Source organism: Streptomyces sp. NPDC058246 (genome assembly GCF_042881985.1).
Classification (GTDB): Bacteria; Actinomycetota; Actinomycetes; order Streptomycetales; family Streptomycetaceae; genus Streptomyces.
Genome location: NZ_JBHVWZ010000021.1, coordinates 130489 through 148405, shown reverse-complemented (window position 1 = coordinate 148405; position 17917 = coordinate 130489). Strand labels below are relative to the sequence as shown.

11 protein-coding genes and 1 pseudogene are annotated in these 17917 nt (G+C 71.0%); 6 read left to right on the top strand and 6 right to left on the bottom strand.

Annotated features, from left to right (window positions below):
- The 3 genes and pseudogenes from ACFVXA_RS27345 to ACFVXA_RS27335 form a co-directional block, all read right to left on the bottom strand.
- Nucleotides 1-597, bottom strand: a pseudogene (locus ACFVXA_RS27345) (cation acetate symporter); the annotation flags it as partial.
- A 107-nt stretch (nucleotides 598-704) separates the two neighbouring features.
- Entirely contained in the window at nucleotides 705-1109 is a 405-nt protein-coding gene (locus tag ACFVXA_RS27340) for a DUF485 domain-containing protein (RefSeq protein WP_362016888.1), read from the bottom strand.
- Between the two features lie 493 nt (nucleotides 1110-1602).
- Nucleotides 1603-3282 carry an MFS transporter gene (locus ACFVXA_RS27335; protein ID WP_390027129.1) on the bottom strand — a complete coding sequence of 560 codons (1680 nt, stop codon included), beginning with the start codon at nucleotides 3280-3282 and terminating at the stop codon, nucleotides 1603-1605.
- 506 nt (nucleotides 3283-3788) lie between these two features.
- Here ACFVXA_RS27335 and ACFVXA_RS27330 point away from each other — a divergent pair.
- Together ACFVXA_RS27330 and ACFVXA_RS27325 are read left to right on the top strand one after the other, a co-directional pair.
- Nucleotides 3789-4577, top strand: coding sequence for an ABC transporter ATP-binding protein (locus ACFVXA_RS27330; RefSeq protein WP_362016039.1), 789 nt, complete (start codon nucleotides 3789-3791; stop codon nucleotides 4575-4577).
- Nucleotides 4574-7150 carry an ABC transporter permease gene (locus ACFVXA_RS27325; protein ID WP_383741212.1) on the top strand — a complete coding sequence of 859 codons (2577 nt, stop codon included), beginning with the start codon at nucleotides 4574-4576 and terminating at the stop codon, nucleotides 7148-7150. The genes ACFVXA_RS27330 and ACFVXA_RS27325 overlap by 4 nt, the downstream gene beginning before the upstream one ends.
- A gap of 184 nt (nucleotides 7151-7334) precedes the next feature.
- Here the strand turns inward: ACFVXA_RS27325 and ACFVXA_RS27320 are convergent, their stop codons facing one another.
- The gene (locus tag ACFVXA_RS27320) at nucleotides 7335-7580 is read right to left on the bottom strand and encodes a hypothetical protein (protein ID WP_390027126.1); all 246 of its coding nucleotides are present in this window, start codon (nucleotides 7578-7580) and stop codon (nucleotides 7335-7337) included.
- A gap of 534 nt (nucleotides 7581-8114) precedes the next feature.
- On the opposite strand from ACFVXA_RS27320, the gene mfd reads away from it, so the two are divergent.
- From mfd to ACFVXA_RS27305, 3 genes are all read left to right on the top strand, one after another.
- Nucleotides 8115-11645, top strand: a complete 3531-nt coding sequence (gene mfd / locus ACFVXA_RS27315; RefSeq protein ID WP_390027123.1) for a transcription-repair coupling factor — start codon at nucleotides 8115-8117, stop codon at nucleotides 11643-11645.
- A gap of 317 nt (nucleotides 11646-11962) precedes the next feature.
- Nucleotides 11963-12688, top strand: a complete 726-nt coding sequence (locus ACFVXA_RS27310; RefSeq protein WP_384019042.1) for an HNH endonuclease family protein — start codon at nucleotides 11963-11965, stop codon at nucleotides 12686-12688.
- 82 nt (nucleotides 12689-12770) lie between these two features.
- Nucleotides 12771-13514, top strand: a complete 744-nt coding sequence (locus ACFVXA_RS27305) for a GNAT family N-acetyltransferase (protein ID WP_390027120.1) — start codon at nucleotides 12771-12773, stop codon at nucleotides 13512-13514.
- A gap of 39 nt (nucleotides 13515-13553) precedes the next feature.
- Here the strand turns inward: ACFVXA_RS27305 and ACFVXA_RS27300 are convergent, their stop codons facing one another.
- Both ACFVXA_RS27300 and ACFVXA_RS27295 read right to left on the bottom strand, forming a co-directional pair.
- The gene (locus ACFVXA_RS27300; RefSeq protein ID WP_383741909.1) at nucleotides 13554-14303 is read right to left on the bottom strand and encodes a hypothetical protein; all 750 of its coding nucleotides are present in this window, start codon (nucleotides 14301-14303) and stop codon (nucleotides 13554-13556) included.
- Nucleotides 14304-14488: 185 nt separating this feature from the next.
- Nucleotides 14489-15187 (bottom strand): hypothetical protein, encoded by a 699-nt coding sequence (locus ACFVXA_RS27295; RefSeq protein ID WP_362016027.1) that lies wholly within the window; start codon nucleotides 15185-15187, stop codon nucleotides 14489-14491.
- Nucleotides 15188-15672: 485 nt separating this feature from the next.
- Between ACFVXA_RS27295 and ACFVXA_RS27290 the strand changes: the two genes are divergently transcribed.
- Nucleotides 15673-17703: an N-6 DNA methylase gene (locus ACFVXA_RS27290; protein WP_383741906.1), complete on the top strand. Its 2031-nt coding sequence runs from the start codon at nucleotides 15673-15675 to the stop codon at nucleotides 17701-17703.
- Nucleotides 17704-17917: the final 214 nt, after the last annotated feature.

Here is a 17917-nt window from a genome sequence, read left to right as displayed (position 1 = left end):
GTGCAGGATGAGTACGGCGACCACCGCCCCGGAGCCGAGCAGCATCACGATCTTCAGGATCTGGATGAGGGCGGTGCCCTTCATACCGCCGATCGCCGCGTAGCTGATCATCAGGGCGCCGAGGCCGATGATGCAGCCCGTCTTGAGGGAGTCGCTGGAGAACCCGAGGATGAACGCCAGCAGATCGCCCGTACCGGCCAGTTGGACCAGCATCAGGGGGAGCAGCGCGACGATCGTCACCGCGCACGCCGTCATGCGCACCGCGCGCCCCGGCATCCGGCGCGCGAGCGCGTCGCCCATGGTGAACCGGCCCGCGTTGCGCAGCGGTTCGGCCAGCAGGAACATCAGCAGCATGAGGGAGAGGGCGGTGCTGAGGGCGAGGACGACGCCGTCGTAACCCGCGAGCGCGATGACCCCGCCGGTGCCGAGCACGGTCGCCGCGGAGATGTAGTCCCCGGCGATGGCCAGCCCGTTGCGCATCGGCGACAGGGAGCCGTACCCCGTGTAGAACTCGTCCAGGTCGTCGCGGTCGGGGCCGGTCATCACGCACAGCAGCAGCGTGATGGTGGCCACCGCCGTGAACGCCACCAGCGACATGGCCTGCGCGGAACTGCTGAACCCGGTCAGCCCGGTCACCCGGGTCACGTCGGTCACCCCGCTCACCCCAGTCACGTCGGTCACCCCGGTCAACCCAGTCGCTCCTGTCATCGAGCCGCCTCCCGCTTCGCGTCCAGCTCTGCCTGCTTGCGGATCCGGTCCGCGATCGGGTCGACGCGCCGGCGCGCCGTGTACTCGTACAGCCCGATGGCCAGACAGGTGACGGGCACTTGGAGCAGTCCCAGCAGCAGTCCGGTCGACAGCCCGCCGGACACCGTGCTCGTCATCAGTGCCGGTGCGAACGCCGACAGGAGCAGGAACAGGGTGAAGTATCCGAGCGCGGTGAGTGTCGCCACCCGGCGCTGCCATCGGTACGCGCCGCGCAGCAGCCTGATGTCGCTGTGGCGCCCCAGCGCCTGGTGGCGGGGCAGCCGCGGTCGCGCGGGTTCGGGGGGTGGCGGCTGCCACGGATAGGTGACGTAGGAGGGCGAGGAGCTGTTCGGGGACTCCAGGAACTGCGGGAACTCCGCTGACTCCGGCGGCTCCGGTGACTGTCGTGGCTGTCGTGGCTGCGGTGACCGGTAGGGGGCTTGAGGAGGCGGTGGGGGCGACGGTTCGTACGGTCGCCTGTGGCGCGGTTGGTGCGGCGGCTCATACGACCATTGGTGCGGCGGCTGGTGTGACGGCTGATACGGCGGTTGGTGTGGCGGCTGATACGGCGGCGGGTGTGGGGGCTGGTACTCGGGGGACGAGAACGCGTCTGGCATCCCGTTTCTCCTTGCGTGGCTCGGGTCCGGTGCGGACCGCAGGGAGCTGGGGGGTGAGCAGCGCACGCTACTCGCAGGTATCCCGGGTGCGCGGCACTTTCACCAAACTGAGCGGTCGGTATGCGCTTACTTCGGTGACCTGGGGTGTTACCCGCGTTCACCTGCGTCTCTCCGCGTTCCCGATGTGAGCCGAGCGACGACTGGGACTGTCGACGCCTGGACTGTCGACGCCTGGGACTCAGTCCGTGGGGTTCTGCAGCACCGGGAAGCGGCGCGGGGCGACGAACAGCAGGACCAGGAAGGAGAGCGCGGCGGCGCAGGCCGCGCCGAGGTAGACGGCGTGGACCGCGTCGGCGACCGCGTGGCGCAGGTGCTCGCCGGCGGCGCCCGAGTCCAGTGCGCGGGTCACCGAGTCGAGATCCCCGGCTCCGCCGAGCCGCGCGGCGAGCACGCCGTTGGCGATCGCGCCGAACAGGGCCGCGCCCACCGTCTGTCCGGTCTGGCGGCAGAAGAGGACCGATGCCGTCGTCGTACCGCGCTCGGCCCAGTCGACGGTCGACTGGACGCCGATGATCAGGGGGAGTTGGAAGAGACCGAGTGCGCCGCCGAGCAGGAGCATGAGGAGGGCCGGCTGCCAGGGGCGGCCGGGGTACGGCAGGAAGGGGAAGGCCAGCAGGAGCAGGGTCGCCGCGCCGATGCCGAGCATCGCGGTGTTGCGGAAGCCGATGCGCCGGTACACGTGCTGGCTGAGCGCGGCGGACAGCGGCCAGCTCAACGTCCATACGGAGAGGACGAATCCGGCGGCTATCGGCGCCAGACCGAGAACCGCCTGCGCGTACGTGGGCAGGAACACCGCGGGCGCGACCATGAGCAGACCGAGCGCGCCGAGCGCCAGGTTCACCGCGGCGATGGTGCGGCGCCGCCACACCCAGCCGGGGATGATCGGTTCGGCCGCCCTGCGCTCGACGGCGACGACCAGCGCGATCAGAGCGAGTCCCGTGCCGAACAGGGCGATCGACGGTGCCGACAGCCAGCCCCAGGCCACGCCGCCCTGCACCAGCGCGGTCAGCAGCACGCCGCCGCAGGCGAAGACGGCGAGCGCGCCCGCCCAGTCGATGCGCGGACGCTGCCCCCTCTCCCGTACCGGCTCGTGCAGATGGCGGACGATCAGCCACAGCGCGAGCGCGCCGATCGGCAGGTTGATGAGGAAGATCCACCGCCAGTCGGCGTACGCGGCGAACACTCCGCCGAGGGCCGGGCCCGCGACCGCCGACGTCGCCCACACCGTCGACAACTTGGCCTGGATCTTGGGGCGTTCCTTGAGCGGATAGAGGTCGGCGGCGAGCGTCTGCACCGTGCCCTGGAGGGCGCCGCCGCCCAGGCCCTGCACGATACGGAAGGCGATGAGCGCGGCCATGTTCCAGGCGGTGGCGCAGAGCAGGGAGCCGAGGAGGAAGAGGACGGCGCCCGCGATCAGCACCGGCTTGCGGCCGAAGGTGTCCGACAGTTTGCCGTACACCGGCAGGGTGACCGTGACCGCCAGCAGATACCCCGAGAACAGCCAGGAGAAGAGGGAGAAGCCGCCGAGGTCGCCGACGATCTGCGGTACGGCCGTCGAGACGATGGTGGAGTCGAGCGCGGCCAGCGCCATCGAGAGCATCAGGGCGGCGACGACGGCGCGGCGCCCGCGGGGGGTGTCCTGAGACCGGCCCCCCGAGCCCACCGAGCCGGCGGAGCCCACCGAACCCACCGAGCCCACCGAGCCGGTGGAGCCCACCGAGCCGGTGGAACTCGTGGAGCCCACCGAGCCGGCGGAGCCCGCCGATCCCGTCGACCCCGCCGATCCCATCGAGCCCGCCGGTCCCGCCGCCGCGGCCCGTATCTCGGTTTCCCCCTGGCCCGCATCCCCCTGGTCCACGAGATTCCTTCCCGTTGCACCTATCTGCCCACGGACACTCTCCCACTTGACCCTCACGTCGCGGGAGGGTGGACGCTGAGGGGGCTCAAGGGTGGAGGTGCCCCCGAGAAGGAGTCCACCGAAGGGTGGAGGGCCCCTAGGGGTATCTCCGTACTACGGCTCGGGGAGGGTTCGTCCCGGCGGAGGACGAGGAGAGGCGGGTCTCGTCCTTAACCTGGCTTTACGCCGCTGGGGGGGGCGGCGCACCGGACTCGCGGGGACGGCGCACCGAACCCAGGGGGGCGGCGCACCGAACCCACGGGGGGTGTCCCGAACCCACGGGGGGTGGGGTTTTCCCCAGCAAAAGACTGCGCTGAGCACCAGCGCGCCGGACCACCTCCCGGCACCAGACTTACCGACGTACCCAAGCACTGATCGACGCGGCGCTGCACAGAGCGCAGTACAACGCGCAGTACAGCGTGCAGTACAGCGCGCTGTATCAGCTGACCGACTTTAGGAGATATACCGTGACATCGGCTGTAACCATTCCCAGGCACGGGGGCACTGGAGGGCGTACGGCCGTTGCCGCGCGGGCTCGGCAGGTCGTGAAGGCGTACGGGTCGGGGGAGACGCGCGTCGTCGCCCTGGACCACATCGACGTGGATGTCGCGCGGGGCCGGTTCACCGCGATCATGGGCCCCTCGGGGTCCGGCAAGTCCACGCTGATGCACTGCCTCGCCGGGCTCGACACTGTGACGAGCGGTCAGATCTACCTGGACGAGACCGAGATCACCGGGCTCAAGGACAAGAAGCTCACGCAACTGCGCCGGGACCGGATCGGCTTCATCTTCCAGGCGTTCAACCTGCTGCCGACGCTGAACGCGATAGAGAACATCACGCTGCCCATGGACATCGCGGGCCGCAAGCCGGACAAGGGCTGGCTGAGCCAGGTCGTCGAGACCGTCGGGCTCGCCGACCGTCTCACGCACCGGCCGAACCAGCTCTCCGGCGGACAGCAGCAGCGCGTCGCGGTGGCGCGGGCACTGGCCGCCCGGCCCGAGATCATCTTCGGTGACGAGCCGACCGGAAACCTGGACTCCCGTGCGGGCGCCGAGGTGCTGGGCTTCCTGCGCCGTTCCGTGGACGAGCTCGGCCAGACCATCGTGATGGTCACGCACGACCCGGTGGCGGCCTCGTACGCGGACCGTGTGCTGTATCTCGCGGACGGCAGCATCGTCGACGAGATGTTCCAGCCGACGGCCGATCAGGTCCTGGACCGGATGAAGGACTTCGACGCCCGGGGGCGTACGTCATGACCGTCCTGAAGACCTCGATGCGCAACTTCTTCGCGCACAAGGGACGCATGGCCCTGTCGGCGGTGGCGGTGCTGCTGTCGGTGGGCTTCGTCTGCGGCACGCTGGTGTTCACCGACACGATGAACACGACGTTCGACAAGCTGTTCGCGGTCACCTCGTCCGATGTGACGGTGCTGCCCAAGGCGGCCAAGAGCGACGGCAGCACCCCGCAGAACGGCAGGCCCGAGTCGCTGCCGGCCGCCGCACTGGAGCGGGCGAAGAAGGCGCACGGCGTCAAGTCCGCCGAGGGCGCCGTCAGTTCGATGAACGTGACCGTCGTCAACGGCGACAACAAGAACATGGGGTCCACCACCGGCGCCCCGACCATCGCGGGCAACTGGACGCACAACGACCTCCGGTCCATGGAGATCACGCAGGGGCACGCCCCGCGCGGTCCGACCGAGGTGATGGTCGACGCCGACACCGCCGACAAGCACCACCTGAAGATGGGCGACGAACTGCGCACCATCGCGGTCACCGGTGACTTCAAGGCGAGGATCGTCGGTATCGCCACCTTCAAGGTGACCAACCCGGGTGCCGCTGTCGTCTACTTCGACACCGCCACCGCGCAGCGCGAACTGCTCGGCGCCACCGGCCGGTTCACCCAGCTCAACCTCTCCGCCGCGTCCGGGGTCTCCGACGCACAGCTCAAGCAGAACGTCTCCGCGGCGCTCGCCGGGTCGGGTTCCTTCAAGGTCCAGACCCAGAAGGAGAACTCCGACGAGAACCGCAAGGGCATCAGCTCGTTCATGAACGTCATCAAGTACGCCATGCTCGGCTTCGCCGGCATCGCGTTCCTGGTGGGCATCTTCCTGATCATCAACACCTTCTCGATGCTGGTCGCCCAGCGCACCCGCGAGATCGGCCTGATGCGCGCCATCGGCTCCTCCCGCAAGCAGGTCAACCGGTCGGTCCTGGTCGAGGCGCTGCTGCTCGGCTTCTTCGGCTCGGTCCTCGGCGTCGGCGCGGGCGTCGGTCTCGCGGTCGGCCTGATGAAGCTCATGTCGTCGATGGGGATGGACCTGTCGACCCGCGACCTGACGGTGAAGGCGACCACTCCGGTGGTGGGTCTGCTTCTGGGCGTCGTGGTCACCGTCCTCGCCGCCTACCTCCCGGCCCGCCGCGCCGGCAAGGTCTCCCCGATGGCGGCGCTGCGCGACGCCGGCACCCCGGCGGACGGCAAGGCCGGTCTCGTACGCGGTCTGATCGGCCTGGTGCTGACCGGCGCCGGAGCGTTCGCCCTCTACACGGCGGCCACCGCCGACAAGGCGAGCGACGGGTCGCTGGTGCTGGGCGCGGGAGTCGTCCTCACGCTCATCGGCTTCGTGATCATCGGCCCGCTGCTCGCGGGCGGCGTGGTCCGGGTGCTCAGCGCCGTGCTGCTGCGGGTGTTCGGCCCGGTCGGCCGGCTCGCCGAGCGCAACGCGCTGCGCAACCCGCGCCGTACGGGCGCCACCGGCGCGGCCCTGATGATCGGCCTCGCCCTGGTCGCCTGCCTCTCCGTGGTCGGCTCGTCCATGGTGGCCTCTGCGACCGACGAGCTCGACAAGTCGGTCGGCGCGGACTTCATCGTCCAGGGCAACACCCAGCTGATCGTGCCGCAGGCCGAAAAGGCCATGGAGGCGACGCCGGGCCTGGATCACGTCACCCGCTACAAGGATCTCAAGGCGAAGCTGACCTCGCCGGACGGCCAGGTCGACGACTCCGGAATCACCGCGGCCGACCCCACGTACGCCCAGGACCTGCGCCGCAAGACGACCGCGGGGGAGCTGTCGGCGGCGTACGGCAAGGACGCCATGTCGGTCGGCTCGAAGTACGCCGAGAAGCACGGTGTGCGGCTCGGAGACACGCTGTCCGTGGCCTTCGACGGCGGCCGGACGGCGAAGCTGAAGGTCGCGGCCATCACGGACGACGACGTGGCCATCGACCAGGGCGCCCGGTACACCAGCATCGAGACGATGAAGAAGTACCTGCCCGCGAACAAGATCCCGTCGAACGTGATCATGTTCGCCAAGGCCAAGGACGGCCAGGAGAAGCAGGCGTACGCGGCCCTGAAGAAGTCCATGGAGCCGTACCCGCAGTACCAGGTCCGCGACCAGACGGACTACAAGCAGGAGTTGAAGGACCAGATCGGCCAGCTCCTGAACATGGTCTACGGCCTGCTGGCCCTCGCGATCGTCGTCGCGGTCCTGGGTGTCGTGAACACCCTGGCCCTGTCGGTCGTCGAGCGCACCCGCGAGATCGGCCTGATGCGTGCCATCGGCCTCTCCCGCCGCCAGCTGCGCCGCATGATCCGTCTGGAGTCGGTCGTCATCGCCCTCTTCGGCGCCCTGCTGGGCCTCGGCCTGGGCATGAGCTGGGGCGCCACCGCCCAGAAGCTCCTCGCTCTGGAGGGCCTGAAGGTTCTGGACATCCCCTGGCCGACCATCATCGTCGTGTTCATCGGCTCGGCGTTCGTGGGCCTGTTCGCCGCCCTGATCCCGGCGTTCCGGGCGGGCCGGATGAATGTGCTGAACGCGATCGCCACCGACTGACCGAACAGCGGCCGCGAGACCGCGACAGAGCCACCGCGTACGGGGGTTGCGGGGGACGGGCCCGGCCCGAGGAGAGTCGATCTCCTCGGGCCGGGCCTGCGGCGTGTTCCGGCCGGGTTCCTTGGGCCGGGCCTGCGGTGTGTCTCCTGTGGCGGGTTCCACCGTGTGCAGCGGCTGCTGGCTGCTACCGCCGTCCGAGGAGTACGTAGCCGTAGGCGGCGCCGACGACGGCGTACGCGGCGTGCGGGTGCAGCTGACGGGCGTACGCCTCGACGTCGTGGATCGAGCGGGAGGTGTTGTCCAGGGCGATGAAGTCAGGGGTGACGCCGTGGGCGGTGCCGACCCAGAAGACCCGGCAGCGCGAGATGAGCCGGGTGCTCGGCCCGGTGTTCGCCTCGACACTCGCTCCGTCCGGCACGAGCTTCAGCATCCGCTCGACGGCGCTGACGCGCGCGGGCTTGCGGTACGTCTCGGACTCGGTCAGCAGGGACAGCGGGAGCGTGGTCGTCAGCGCGAGGGAGGCCGCGGCGACGGGCGGCCGGGAGGTGCAGCGCGTACGAGGGCGGGTGGGCGACTGCGGGGGGCTGAGGGCGGGTGTGGGGGGGCGAGTGCCGGAGCGTGAGGGCGGGCGTGGGCGAGTGCGGGGCGTGAGGGCGGGTTGTCGCTCCCGCCGCCCCCACCCGTCCCATCTTCCAGGGGCTCCGCCGCGGACCCCGCCAGGGGGGCAATGTGCAGGCCGTCCGGCGTGTGAGGACGAGCGCGTCAGCGCGATACGGGGTCCGGGGGCGGGGGCCCCCAGGGCGGCCCGGCCCAAGGGGGGCAGCGCAGCAACCCCGGGGACATCACGGCCAGGGTTATCCACAGCCCCCCGGCTCGGGCGAGCGCGGCGTTACGCTGGAGGCCCCCGGCCCGTACGACGTGTCGGGCGGTTCGCGTTGCCCACTCCCCGGGATGGAAGCCCTTCATGAGCCTGCACGGTCTGCTCGACGCCGTCGTCAAGGACGCCGCCCTCGCGGAAGCGGTGAAGGCCGCCACCGACGGCAACCGCATGCATGTCGACCTGGTCGGCCCGCCCGCGGCCCGCCCCTTCGCGGTGGCGGCCCTGGCCCGCGAGGCCGCCCGTCCCGTACTGGCGGTGACGGCGACGGGCCGCGAGGCCGAGGACCTGGCCGCTGCGCTGCGCTCCCTCCTCCCGCCGGAGGGGGTCGTCGAGTACCCCTCCTGGGAGACCCTCCCGCACGAGCGCCTGTCTCCCAGGTCGGACACCGTCGGCCGGCGCCTGGCGGTCCTGCGCCGCCTCGCCCACCCGCGCCCCGACGACCCGGAGACCGGCCCGGTCTCGGTCGTCGTCGCCCCGGTCCGCTCCGTGCTCCAGCCGCAGGTCAAGGGCCTCGGCGACCTGGAGCCGGTGGCCCTGCGCACGGGCCAGGCCGCCGATCTGGGCGAGGTCGTGGAAGCGCTCGCGGCGGCCGCGTACACCCGCGTCGAGCTCGTCGAGAAGCGCGGCGAGTTCGCCGTCCGCGGCGGCATCCTGGACGTCTTCCCGCCCACCGAGGAGCACCCGCTCCGGGTGGAGTTCTGGGGCGATGACGTCGAGGAGATCCGATACTTCAAGGTCGCCGACCAGCGGTCCCTCGAAGTCGCCGAGCACGGCGTGTGGGCGGCGCCCTGCCGTGAGCTGCTGCTCACGGACGACGTACGGCAGCGGGCGGCGCGCCTCGCGGAGGAGCACCCGGAGCTGGGCGAGCTGCTCGGCAAGATCGCCGAGGGCATCGCCGTAGAGGGAATGGAGTCGCTGGCTCCGGTCCTGGTCGACGACATGGAGCTGCTGCTCGACGTCCTGCCCAAGGGCTCGATGACCGTCGTGTGCGACCCGGAGCGGGTCCGGACGCGGGCGGCGGACCTGGTGGCGACGTCGCAGGAGTTCCTGCAGGCGTCCTGGGCGGCGACGGCCGGCGGCGGCGAGGCCCCCATCGACGTGGGTGCCGCCTCCCTGTGGTCCATCGCGGACGTACGGGACCGGGCGCGCGAGCTGGACATGATGTGGTGGTCGGTGTCGCCGTTCGCCGCGGACGAGGAGCTGCACGCGGACACGCTGAAGCTCGGCATGCACGCCCCCGAGAGCTACCGCGGCGACACCGCCCGCGCGCTCGCCGACACCAAGGGCTGGCTGGCCGACGGCTGGCGCACGGTGTACGTCACGGAGGCGCACGGCCCGGCCGCCCGCACCGTCGAGGTCCTCGGCGGCGAGGGCATCGCGGCCCGCCTGGACATCGAGCTGGGGGCGATCACCCCCTCCGTGGTGCACGTCTCCTGCGGCTCGATCGACTACGGCTTCGTGGACCAGGCGCTCAAGCTCGCCGTCCTGACGGAGACCGACCTCTCCGGCCAGAAGGCGGCCGGCAAGGACGGCGCGCGCATGCCGGCCCGCCGCCGCAAGACCATCGACCCCCTGAGTCTCGAAGCCGGCGACTACATCGTCCACGAGCAGCACGGCGTCGGCCGCTACATCGAGATGGTGCAGCGCACCGTCCAGAGCGCGACCCGCGAGTACCTGGTCGTGGAGTACGCCCCGGCCAAGCGCGGCCAGCCGGGCGACCGCCTCTACATCCCCACCGACCAGCTGGAACAGATCACCAAGTACGTGGGCGGTGAGGCCCCGACCCTGCACCGCCTGGGCGGCGCCGACTGGACGAAGACCAAGGCGCGCGCCAAGAAGGCGGTCAAGGAGATCGCGGCGGACCTCATCAAGCTGTACAGCGCCCGCATGGCGGCCCCGGGGCACGCGTTCGGCTCCGACACCCCGTGGCAGCGCGAGCTGGAGGACGCGTTCCCGTACGCGGAGACGCCCGACCAGCTGACGACGATCGCCGAGGTCAAGGAGGACATGGAGAAGACGGTCCCGATGGACCGCCTGGTCTGCGGCGACGTCGGCTACGGCAAGACGGAGATCGCGGTCCGCGCGGCCTTCAAGGCGGTGCAGGACGGCAAGCAGGTGGCGGTGCTGGTGCCGACCACGCTGCTGGTGCAGCAGCACTTCGGCACCTTCTCCGAGCGCTACTCGCAGTTCCCGGTGAACGTCCGTGCCCTGTCCCGCTTCCAGACGGACACGGAGGCGAAGGCGGTCCTGGAAGGCCTGCGCGAGGGCTCGGTGGACGTCGTCATCGGAACGCACCGGCTGTTCTCGTCGGAGACGAAGTTCAAGGACCTGGGCCTGGTCGTCGTCGACGAGGAGCAGCGCTTCGGCGTCGAGCACAAGGAACAGCTGAAGAAGCTGCGCGCGAACGTCGACGTACTGACGATGTCCGCGACCCCCATCCCCCGTACGCTCGAAATGGCCGTGACGGGCATCCGCGAGATGTCCACGATCACCACGCCCCCGGAGGAGCGCCACCCGGTGCTGACCTTCGTCGGCCCGTACGAGCAGAAGCAGATCGGCGCGGCGATCCGCCGTGAACTGCTGCGCGAGGGCCAGGTCTTCTACATCCACAACCGCGTCGAGTCCATCGACCGCGCGACCGCGCGGCTGAGAGAGATCGTCCCGGAGGCGCGCATCGCCACGGCCCACGGCCAGATGTCGGAACAGTCCCTGGAGCAGGTCGTCGTCGACTTCTGGGAGAAGAAGTTCGACGTGCTCGTGTCGACGACGATCGTCGAGTCGGGCATCGACATCTCCAACGCCAACACCCTGATCGTGGAGCGCGGTGACAACTTCGGCCTCTCGCAGCTGCACCAGCTGCGCGGCCGCGTCGGCCGAGGCCGCGAGCGCGGCTACGCGTACTTCCTCTACCCGCCGGAGAAGCCCCTCACGGAGACCGCGCACGAGCGTCTCGCCACCATCGCCCAGCACACCGAGATGGGCGCGGGCATGTACGTCGCGATGAAGGACCTGGAGATCCGCGGCGCCGGAAACCTCCTCGGCGGCGAGCAGTCCGGGCACATCGCGGGCGTCGGCTTCGACCTGTACGTCCGCATGGTCGGCGAGGCGGTCGCGGACTACCGCGCCTCCCTGGAAGGCGGCGTGGAGGAGGAACCGCCCCTGGAGGTCAAGATCGAGCTCCCGGTCGACGCGCACGTCCCGCACGACTACGCCCCGGGCGAGCGCCTGCGCCTGCAGGCCTACCGTTCCATCGCCTCCGCCAACACGGAGGAGGACATCAAGTCCGTACGCGAGGAACTCGTCGACCGCTACGGCAAGTTGCCCGAGCCCGTGGAGAACCTGCTGCTCGTGGCCGGACTGCGCATGCTGGCGCGCGCCTGCGGCGTCGGTGACATCGTCCTCCAGGGCACCAACATCCGCTTCGCGCCGGTGGAGTTGCGCGAATCCCAGGAACTCCGCCTGAAGCGCCTTTACCCCGGAACCGTCATCAAGCCGGCCGCCCACCAGATCCTGGTGCCCCGCCCGAAGACGGCGAAGGTGGGCGGGAAGCCGTTGGTGGGACGGGAGTTGCTGGGATGGACGGGGGAGTTCTTGGCTTCGATCCTGGGGTCGTGACGGGCCTACGCGGGCATCGGCCCGCGTTTTGGCCTGTGTTTTGACCTGCGGTGTGGCCTGTGTTTTGACGTGCGGTGTGGCCTGGGTTTTGACCTGCGGTGTGGCCTGTGTTGGGGCCCGCGTTGCGACTCGCCCCGCTTCGGCCCGGGTGCCCGGGTGCCCGGGTGGGGCAGGTGACTCACCACCGGCGGTACGCCCGGCGTGCGCCGATTGCCCGTTGAGGACGGGTATGGCCGAGGGATCCCGGGCGCTACCGTGGGGGCAGCGGAAACCCGCCCTGTACAGGGCGGACCCGGGGAGGCAAGGGGAGGGGCGTCGTGCTGCGTCTGAGGGGTGGGGCGGCCGTGGCCGCGCTGGTGCTGTTCACCGTCGGCGCCGGTGTCAGCGGCTGCAAGAAGGAGACCACGGGTTCCGCGGGCCCGGAGCGGACGACGGCCGGTGGCGCCGCGCTCACCGCCGTGGACTCACTGACCGTCAAGGGGCGCGCGCCCAAGACGGGATACAGCCGGGAGCGGTTCGGAACGGCCTGGGCCGACACGGACTCGAACCGGTGCGACACCCGTGACGACATCCTCAAACGGGACCTGAAGGACGTGAAGTTCAGCGACGGCAAGTGCAAGGTGTCCGCCGGTCTCCTCTCCCCGGACCCGTACGGCGGCAAGGACGTGACGTTCGCGCGTGGCCGCAGCCTGGTGGACATAGACCACCTCGTCGCGCTCTCGGACGCCTGGCAGAAGGGCGCCAAGTACTGGGACGCGAGCAAGCGGATAGCCCTGGCCAACGACCCGCTCAACCTCCGCGCCGTCGGCGCCAGCGCCAACCGCAGCAAGGGTGACGGCGACACCGCGACCTGGCTCCCGCCCGACAAGGCGTACCGCTGCACGTATGTCGCCGCCCAGGTCGCCGTGAAGAAGAAGTACGGGCTGTGGGTCACCGCGGCCGAGAAGGCGGCCATGAAGAAGGTGCTGGCCGGCTGCCCCGGCCAGAAGCTCCCTTCGGGCGGCAACCCGACGCGGGCACCTGAGCGGTTCCACGCGAACTAGGGCCGGCTGTCTGCCGTATGGGCTCGACGGGTGTTGAGACGTCAGCGATCGGTATGGCGAGGGGCGTCGAGAGGTGGGCGGCGTGCAGCTGAAGGTGTCGAGTCTCGCCGAACGTCCTCAGATGCTGGGGCAGGTCGTCCGGATGGCCACCACGTGGCCGGAGTTCCTTGTCCACGACGCGGTGGGCGACACGCACTACGGCCGGATCGCCACCGAGCTCCCGGAACATGTGCTGTTCGCCGAGGACGAGCACGGAGACGTGGTCGCCCACGCCCACAGCGTGCCCTTCGCCCTCGCGGGCGAGGAGCGGGGCGGGCTGCCCGCCCGGGGCTGGGACCAGGTGCTGGCCTGGGCGTTCGCCGACCGGCGCCGCGGCACACCGCCCGACACGGTCAGCGCCATCTCGATCGTCGTCGCCCCGCACGCCCAGCGCGGCGGCCTGTCGGCGCTGATGCTCTCCGCCATGCGGGACAACGCCCGGGCACACGGCTTCGACGAGGTCGTCGCCCCCGTCCGCCCCAGCGCCAAGCACCTGGAACCGCACACCCCGATGGACGAGTACGCGTTCCGGAAGCGCCCCGACGGACTGCCGCACGACCCGTGGCTGCGGGTCCACGTCCGGGCGGGCGGCGTGATCGAGGCGGTGGCGTCGGCGTCCATGACGGTGTCCGCCTCGCCGGCGGAGTGGCGCGGCTGGACGGGCCTGCCCTTCGACACGGAGGGCCTCGTCGAGGTGCCGGGCGGGCTGGTGCCCGTGCACTGCGAGCCGGGGCGCGGGTACGCCGTATACGTCGAGCCCAATGTGTGGGTGCGGCACCCCCTGTGAGCTCGACGTATGGCTTGTGGCCGGTGAGTTGTCGCGAGGTCAGCCGCCCAGCTTGTCCAGGTCGAGGACCTTGCCTGCGGGGGCCTTGGCCGGGACCGGCTTCTCGTAGTCGCTGAAGGTGAGCGTGCCCGGGTCCTTGGCGGAGCTGCTGTCGACCCGCAGCAGGTAGGGCTTGCCCTCGGTGGCGACGTAGAGGGTGTAGCGGTCCTTGCCGTCCTTCTCGTGCAAGACGATCGCGGGGGTGCCGTCGACGGTCGTGGTCTTGCCGCGGGTGGCGTCGGAGTTCACGTCCTCCGCACCGCCGAGCACGGAGTTCAGATCGCAGAAGCTCGCGATGTCCTTGGCGTCCGAGCCGGTCGCGGACATCTTGGTCCACTTGCCGGCCAGCATGGCCACGACCCCGTCGGTCTCGGACTTGGACTGGCCCTTGCCCTGGGCGCGCAGGAACGCCTCGTCGTACTTCATGTAGACGGTGTCGCCGGTCTTGATGAGATCGGCCTTGCCCTGGCCGGCCATGCTCATCGTGCCGGCGCACTCGCCCTTCTTGTCGAGGGCCATGTCGATGCCGATCGTGCCGCCGTCCTGGTCGTCGGGGACGTCCCCCTTCATCCGGAGCGAGGTGGCGCCCGTGGTGGCCTTCACGGCGCGGTCGGCGATTTCGCCCCCGGTCAGCCCGGCGAACGGGCCCTTCGGCTTGTTGTCCGCCTTGTTCTCGCCGGGCAGACAGCCGGTGAGACCCACGGTGGCCGCGGCGGCGAGGCAGAGAGCGGCAAGTGCGGTGCGACGCATGAGATTTCCTTGACGTGATGTGTGGTGGTGAAGACGTATGGGCGAGCGGGGCGCCCGTGGGGGCGCGCAGGGGGGTGGGGACGGGCGAGGGGGAGTGAGGACGGGCAGGGGAGTGGGGACGGGCGAGGGGGAGTCGGGACGGACGGGCGGACGGGCAGACGGGCAGACGGTGTCAGCCGGTCTTGTCAGCCGGTCTTCTTCCAGTCCCCGCAGCCCGTGGTCTTGAAGTAGCCGTCGCCGGCGCTGATGGTGACGATGGCCGTGCCGGTCACGTTGTTGTTGGCCACGATCGAGTTCATGGAGTGCGTGGCGTCCTTGGCGCGCTCCCAGTAGCAGGAGTCATCGGTGTTGCCGGTGGACTTGTAGGTGCCGGGCGCGATGTCCGCGCCGACTCTGTACATACCGCCGTCGCCCTTCATCCGCGAGGCCGGTGCACCGGACGCCTTCGGGCCGACGGCCTCCCAGTCCTCGCAGCCGCTGGACTTGAAGAGCTTGTCGCCGGCCTTGATGGTCACGTAACTGGTGCCGCTGACGTTGTCGTTGGCGATCAGGGAGCCCACCTCACCCGAGGCGTCCTTGGCGCGCTCCCAGTAGCACATGTCGTCGGTGTTGCCCGTGGTCCGGTAGGTGCCGGGCTTGATGTCCGTACCGACCTGGAAGTCGCCGTCCCCCTGGAAGGCGACCTTCTTCTCGGGCTTGTCCGCCTTGGCGTGCGGCTTGGCGTCGGATTTCGTCGTGCCGGACCCGCGCTCGGCGGAGGCGGAGGTGTCGGTGCCCTTGGCGCCGGAAGCGCTGTTCCCGTTGCTGCCGGCGTTCGCCGACACGGCTCCGATGACGGCCACGCCCACGACGGCCCCCAGCGCGATCTTGCCCTTCATCCCCATGACAGTCCCCTCCCCTACGGCGGCGACTGCCGCTTCGTGGCAGTCGCTCGTTCGATGGGTCAATAACAGCAGAGCGTGTGAACCGAGTCAACACGATTCACGCGGAAGGTTGTGTACACACGTGTGAAGGGGTAGATCTTGCATACGCCGGTATGCTCGGGGTCACAGACGAGGGGCGGCGCGACGGGAGTCACAGCCCGGGGCGGCGCTACCGGGGTCACCGGGCCTAGGCGGCGCTGTTCGGGTCGCCGACCCAAGGCGGCGCTCTTCGAGTCCGTCGGCCCAAGGCGGCGTTACCGACGTCACCAGGCAAGGCAGGTCCGCGCGGGCGCCGCAGGTCGCCTCGGGGGCCACGGGCGTCGCACGGCACGGCACGGCAGAGGCAACGGGCGTCGCAGGCCAGGGCGATGCCACAGGCGTACACAGGTCACGACCATGGCCACGGGGGCCGGGAGTCACCGACCAGAACGAGGGGAGCCAGGCGGGTGCAGGACAACGCGACAGAGGTGACGGCTGCCGGGATCGCACGGCTCGCCGGGGTCGGCCGTGCCGCCGTCAGTAACTGGCGCCGCCGCCACGCCGACTTCCCCAAGCCGGTCGGCGGCACCGAGACCAGCCCCTCCTTCGCGCTCGCCGAAGTCGAGGCGTGGCTGCGCGACCAGGGCAAACTCGCCGAGGTCCCGCTGCGCGAACGCGTCTGGCAGCAACTCGCCGGACACCCCGAGGGCCCCGTCACCGCTCTCGTGCACGCCGGCTGCGCGCTCCTGCTCATCCACGACCGTCCCACCGACTGGCTGGAGCTGAGCGCGGGCTCCGACGAACGCCTGGCCGCCCTGCTGCCCGCCGTGCTCGACCAGGTGATCACCCCCCGCTTCGGCGCGCCCCGGGAGCGTGCTGTGAACACCCCGGCCGGCCCCGAGCTGCTGCCGTCCGCCCCGCTCCTGCGGGGCGCCGCCGAGCTCGCCGCGGAGTTGGGGGCGCGGCAGACGTACGAGTTTCTGCTGGGGCGGCACCTCGACAACAACCCGCGCCAGTACACGCTCACGCCGGCCGACCTCGCCGCGCTGATGGCTGAGCTCGCGGGACCGGCGCGCACGGCGCTCGATCCGGCGTGCGGCACCGGCGCGCTCCTGCGCGCCGTGGCGCCCCGGCCGGACCAGGAGCTCTACGGCCAGGACAGCGCCCCCGAACTGGCGGCGCTCTCCGCGCTGCGGCTCGCGCTCCAGGGGAAGGCCGCCGTCCGCACCGCCGCCGGGGACACCCTGCGCGCCGACGCGCATCCCACGCTCCAGGCCGACGCCGTCCTGTGCCACCCGCCCTTCAACGAGCGCAACTGGGGTCACGACGAACTCGCCTACGACGCGCGCTGGGAGTACGGCTTCCCGGCCCGCACCGAGTCGGAACTGGCCTGGGTACAGCACGCGTTGGCCCACCTCAAGGACGGCGGCAGTGCCGTCATGCTGATGCCCCCGGCCGCGGCCTCCCGCCGCTCGGGCCGCCGCATCCGCGCCGACCTGCTGCGCCGCGGCGCCCTGCGCGCCGTGATCGCCCTGCCGATCGGCGCGGCGGCCCCGTACAACATCCCGCTCCACATCTGGGTGCTGCGCCGCCCCGAAAAGGCGCCCGCTCAGCCCGAGTTGCTGCTCATCGACACCGGTGCCCTGGCCGCCGACGGCCGGGGCGGCCTCGACTGGCGGGCTGTGCGCAGTGCGGTCCTCGATGCCTGGCGGCCCTTCGAGCGCACCGGCAGCGCGCGGCAGGAGCCTGGGTTCAGCCGTGCGGTGCCCGTCATCGAACTCCTCGACGACGACGTCGATCTGGCGCCCGCCCGGCACCTGCCTCCGGCCGCCGCGGGGGGCGGCACCGAGCAGCTCGCGAGGGTGCGCGAGCGCCTCGGTGAGACCCTGCGCCTCACCGCCGATCTCACGCCCCCCGAGGCCCGGCGCACACAACCCGCGCGCTGGCCGCTCATCACCGTCGGCGAACTGGCGCGCGGGGGCGCACTCCTGTTGCGCACGGGTGGAAATGGCGCCCCCGCGCGCGTGCCGGTGCTCACCGACCACGACGTGCTCGCCGGCACCGCGCCGTCCGGGACCCTCCCCGCAGGGGAGGAGGAAGCCGTGCTGGTCGAGACGGGCGATGTCGTCGTGCCCGTGCTCGGAGGCGGGTCCATCGCGCGCGTGGTCGACGAGAACACCGCGGGCGCGGCCCTGGGGCGCAACCTCACGCTCCTGCGCCCCGAGCCCGCCGACCTCGACCCGTGGTTCCTGGCCGGTTTCCTGCGCGGCACCGCCAACAACCGCCAGGCCAGCAGCTACGCGTCCACCGCCACCCGGCTCGACGTGCGCCGGCTCCAGCTGCCGAGGCTGCCGCTCGACGAGCAGCGCCGCTACGGCGCGCGCTTCCGCGCGCTCGCCGAGTTCGAGGACGCGCTCCGGCGCGCGGGCCGGCTCGGCGAGCAACTCGTGCGCGGCATGTACGACGGGCTGACGGACGGGACGGTCGCCCCGGACTGACCCGACAGTCGCCCCCGGACTGACGGGACAGTCGCCCCCGGACTGACGGGACAGTCGCCCCCGGACTGACCCGACAGTCGCCCCCACCGACGGAACGGGAGCTTCCGAAGTAGCGCTCGAAAACCCGCCGGGGCGCGCGAAGTGATCAGCACGACAACGGTTCGGTACAACCCGGGACCGGTTGTCCTTGTCGGCCTATACGCTCGGACTCCGA

Coding starts and splice junctions, on each gene's coding strand:
- ACFVXA_RS27300 (WP_383741909.1), bottom strand. CDS start 14,303: ATGCGTCGCACCGCACTTGCCGCTCTCTGCCTCGCCGCCGCGGCCACC.
- ACFVXA_RS27325 (WP_383741212.1), top strand. CDS start 4,574: ATGACCGTCCTGAAGACCTCGATGCGCAACTTCTTCGCGCACAAGGGA.
- ACFVXA_RS27320 (WP_390027126.1), bottom strand. CDS start 7,580: ATGCTGAAGCTCGTGCCGGACGGAGCGAGTGTCGAGGCGAACACCGGG.
- ACFVXA_RS27295 (WP_362016027.1), bottom strand. CDS start 15,187: ATGGGGATGAAGGGCAAGATCGCGCTGGGGGCCGTCGTGGGCGTGGCC.
- mfd (WP_390027123.1), top strand. CDS start 8,115: ATGAGCCTGCACGGTCTGCTCGACGCCGTCGTCAAGGACGCCGCCCTC.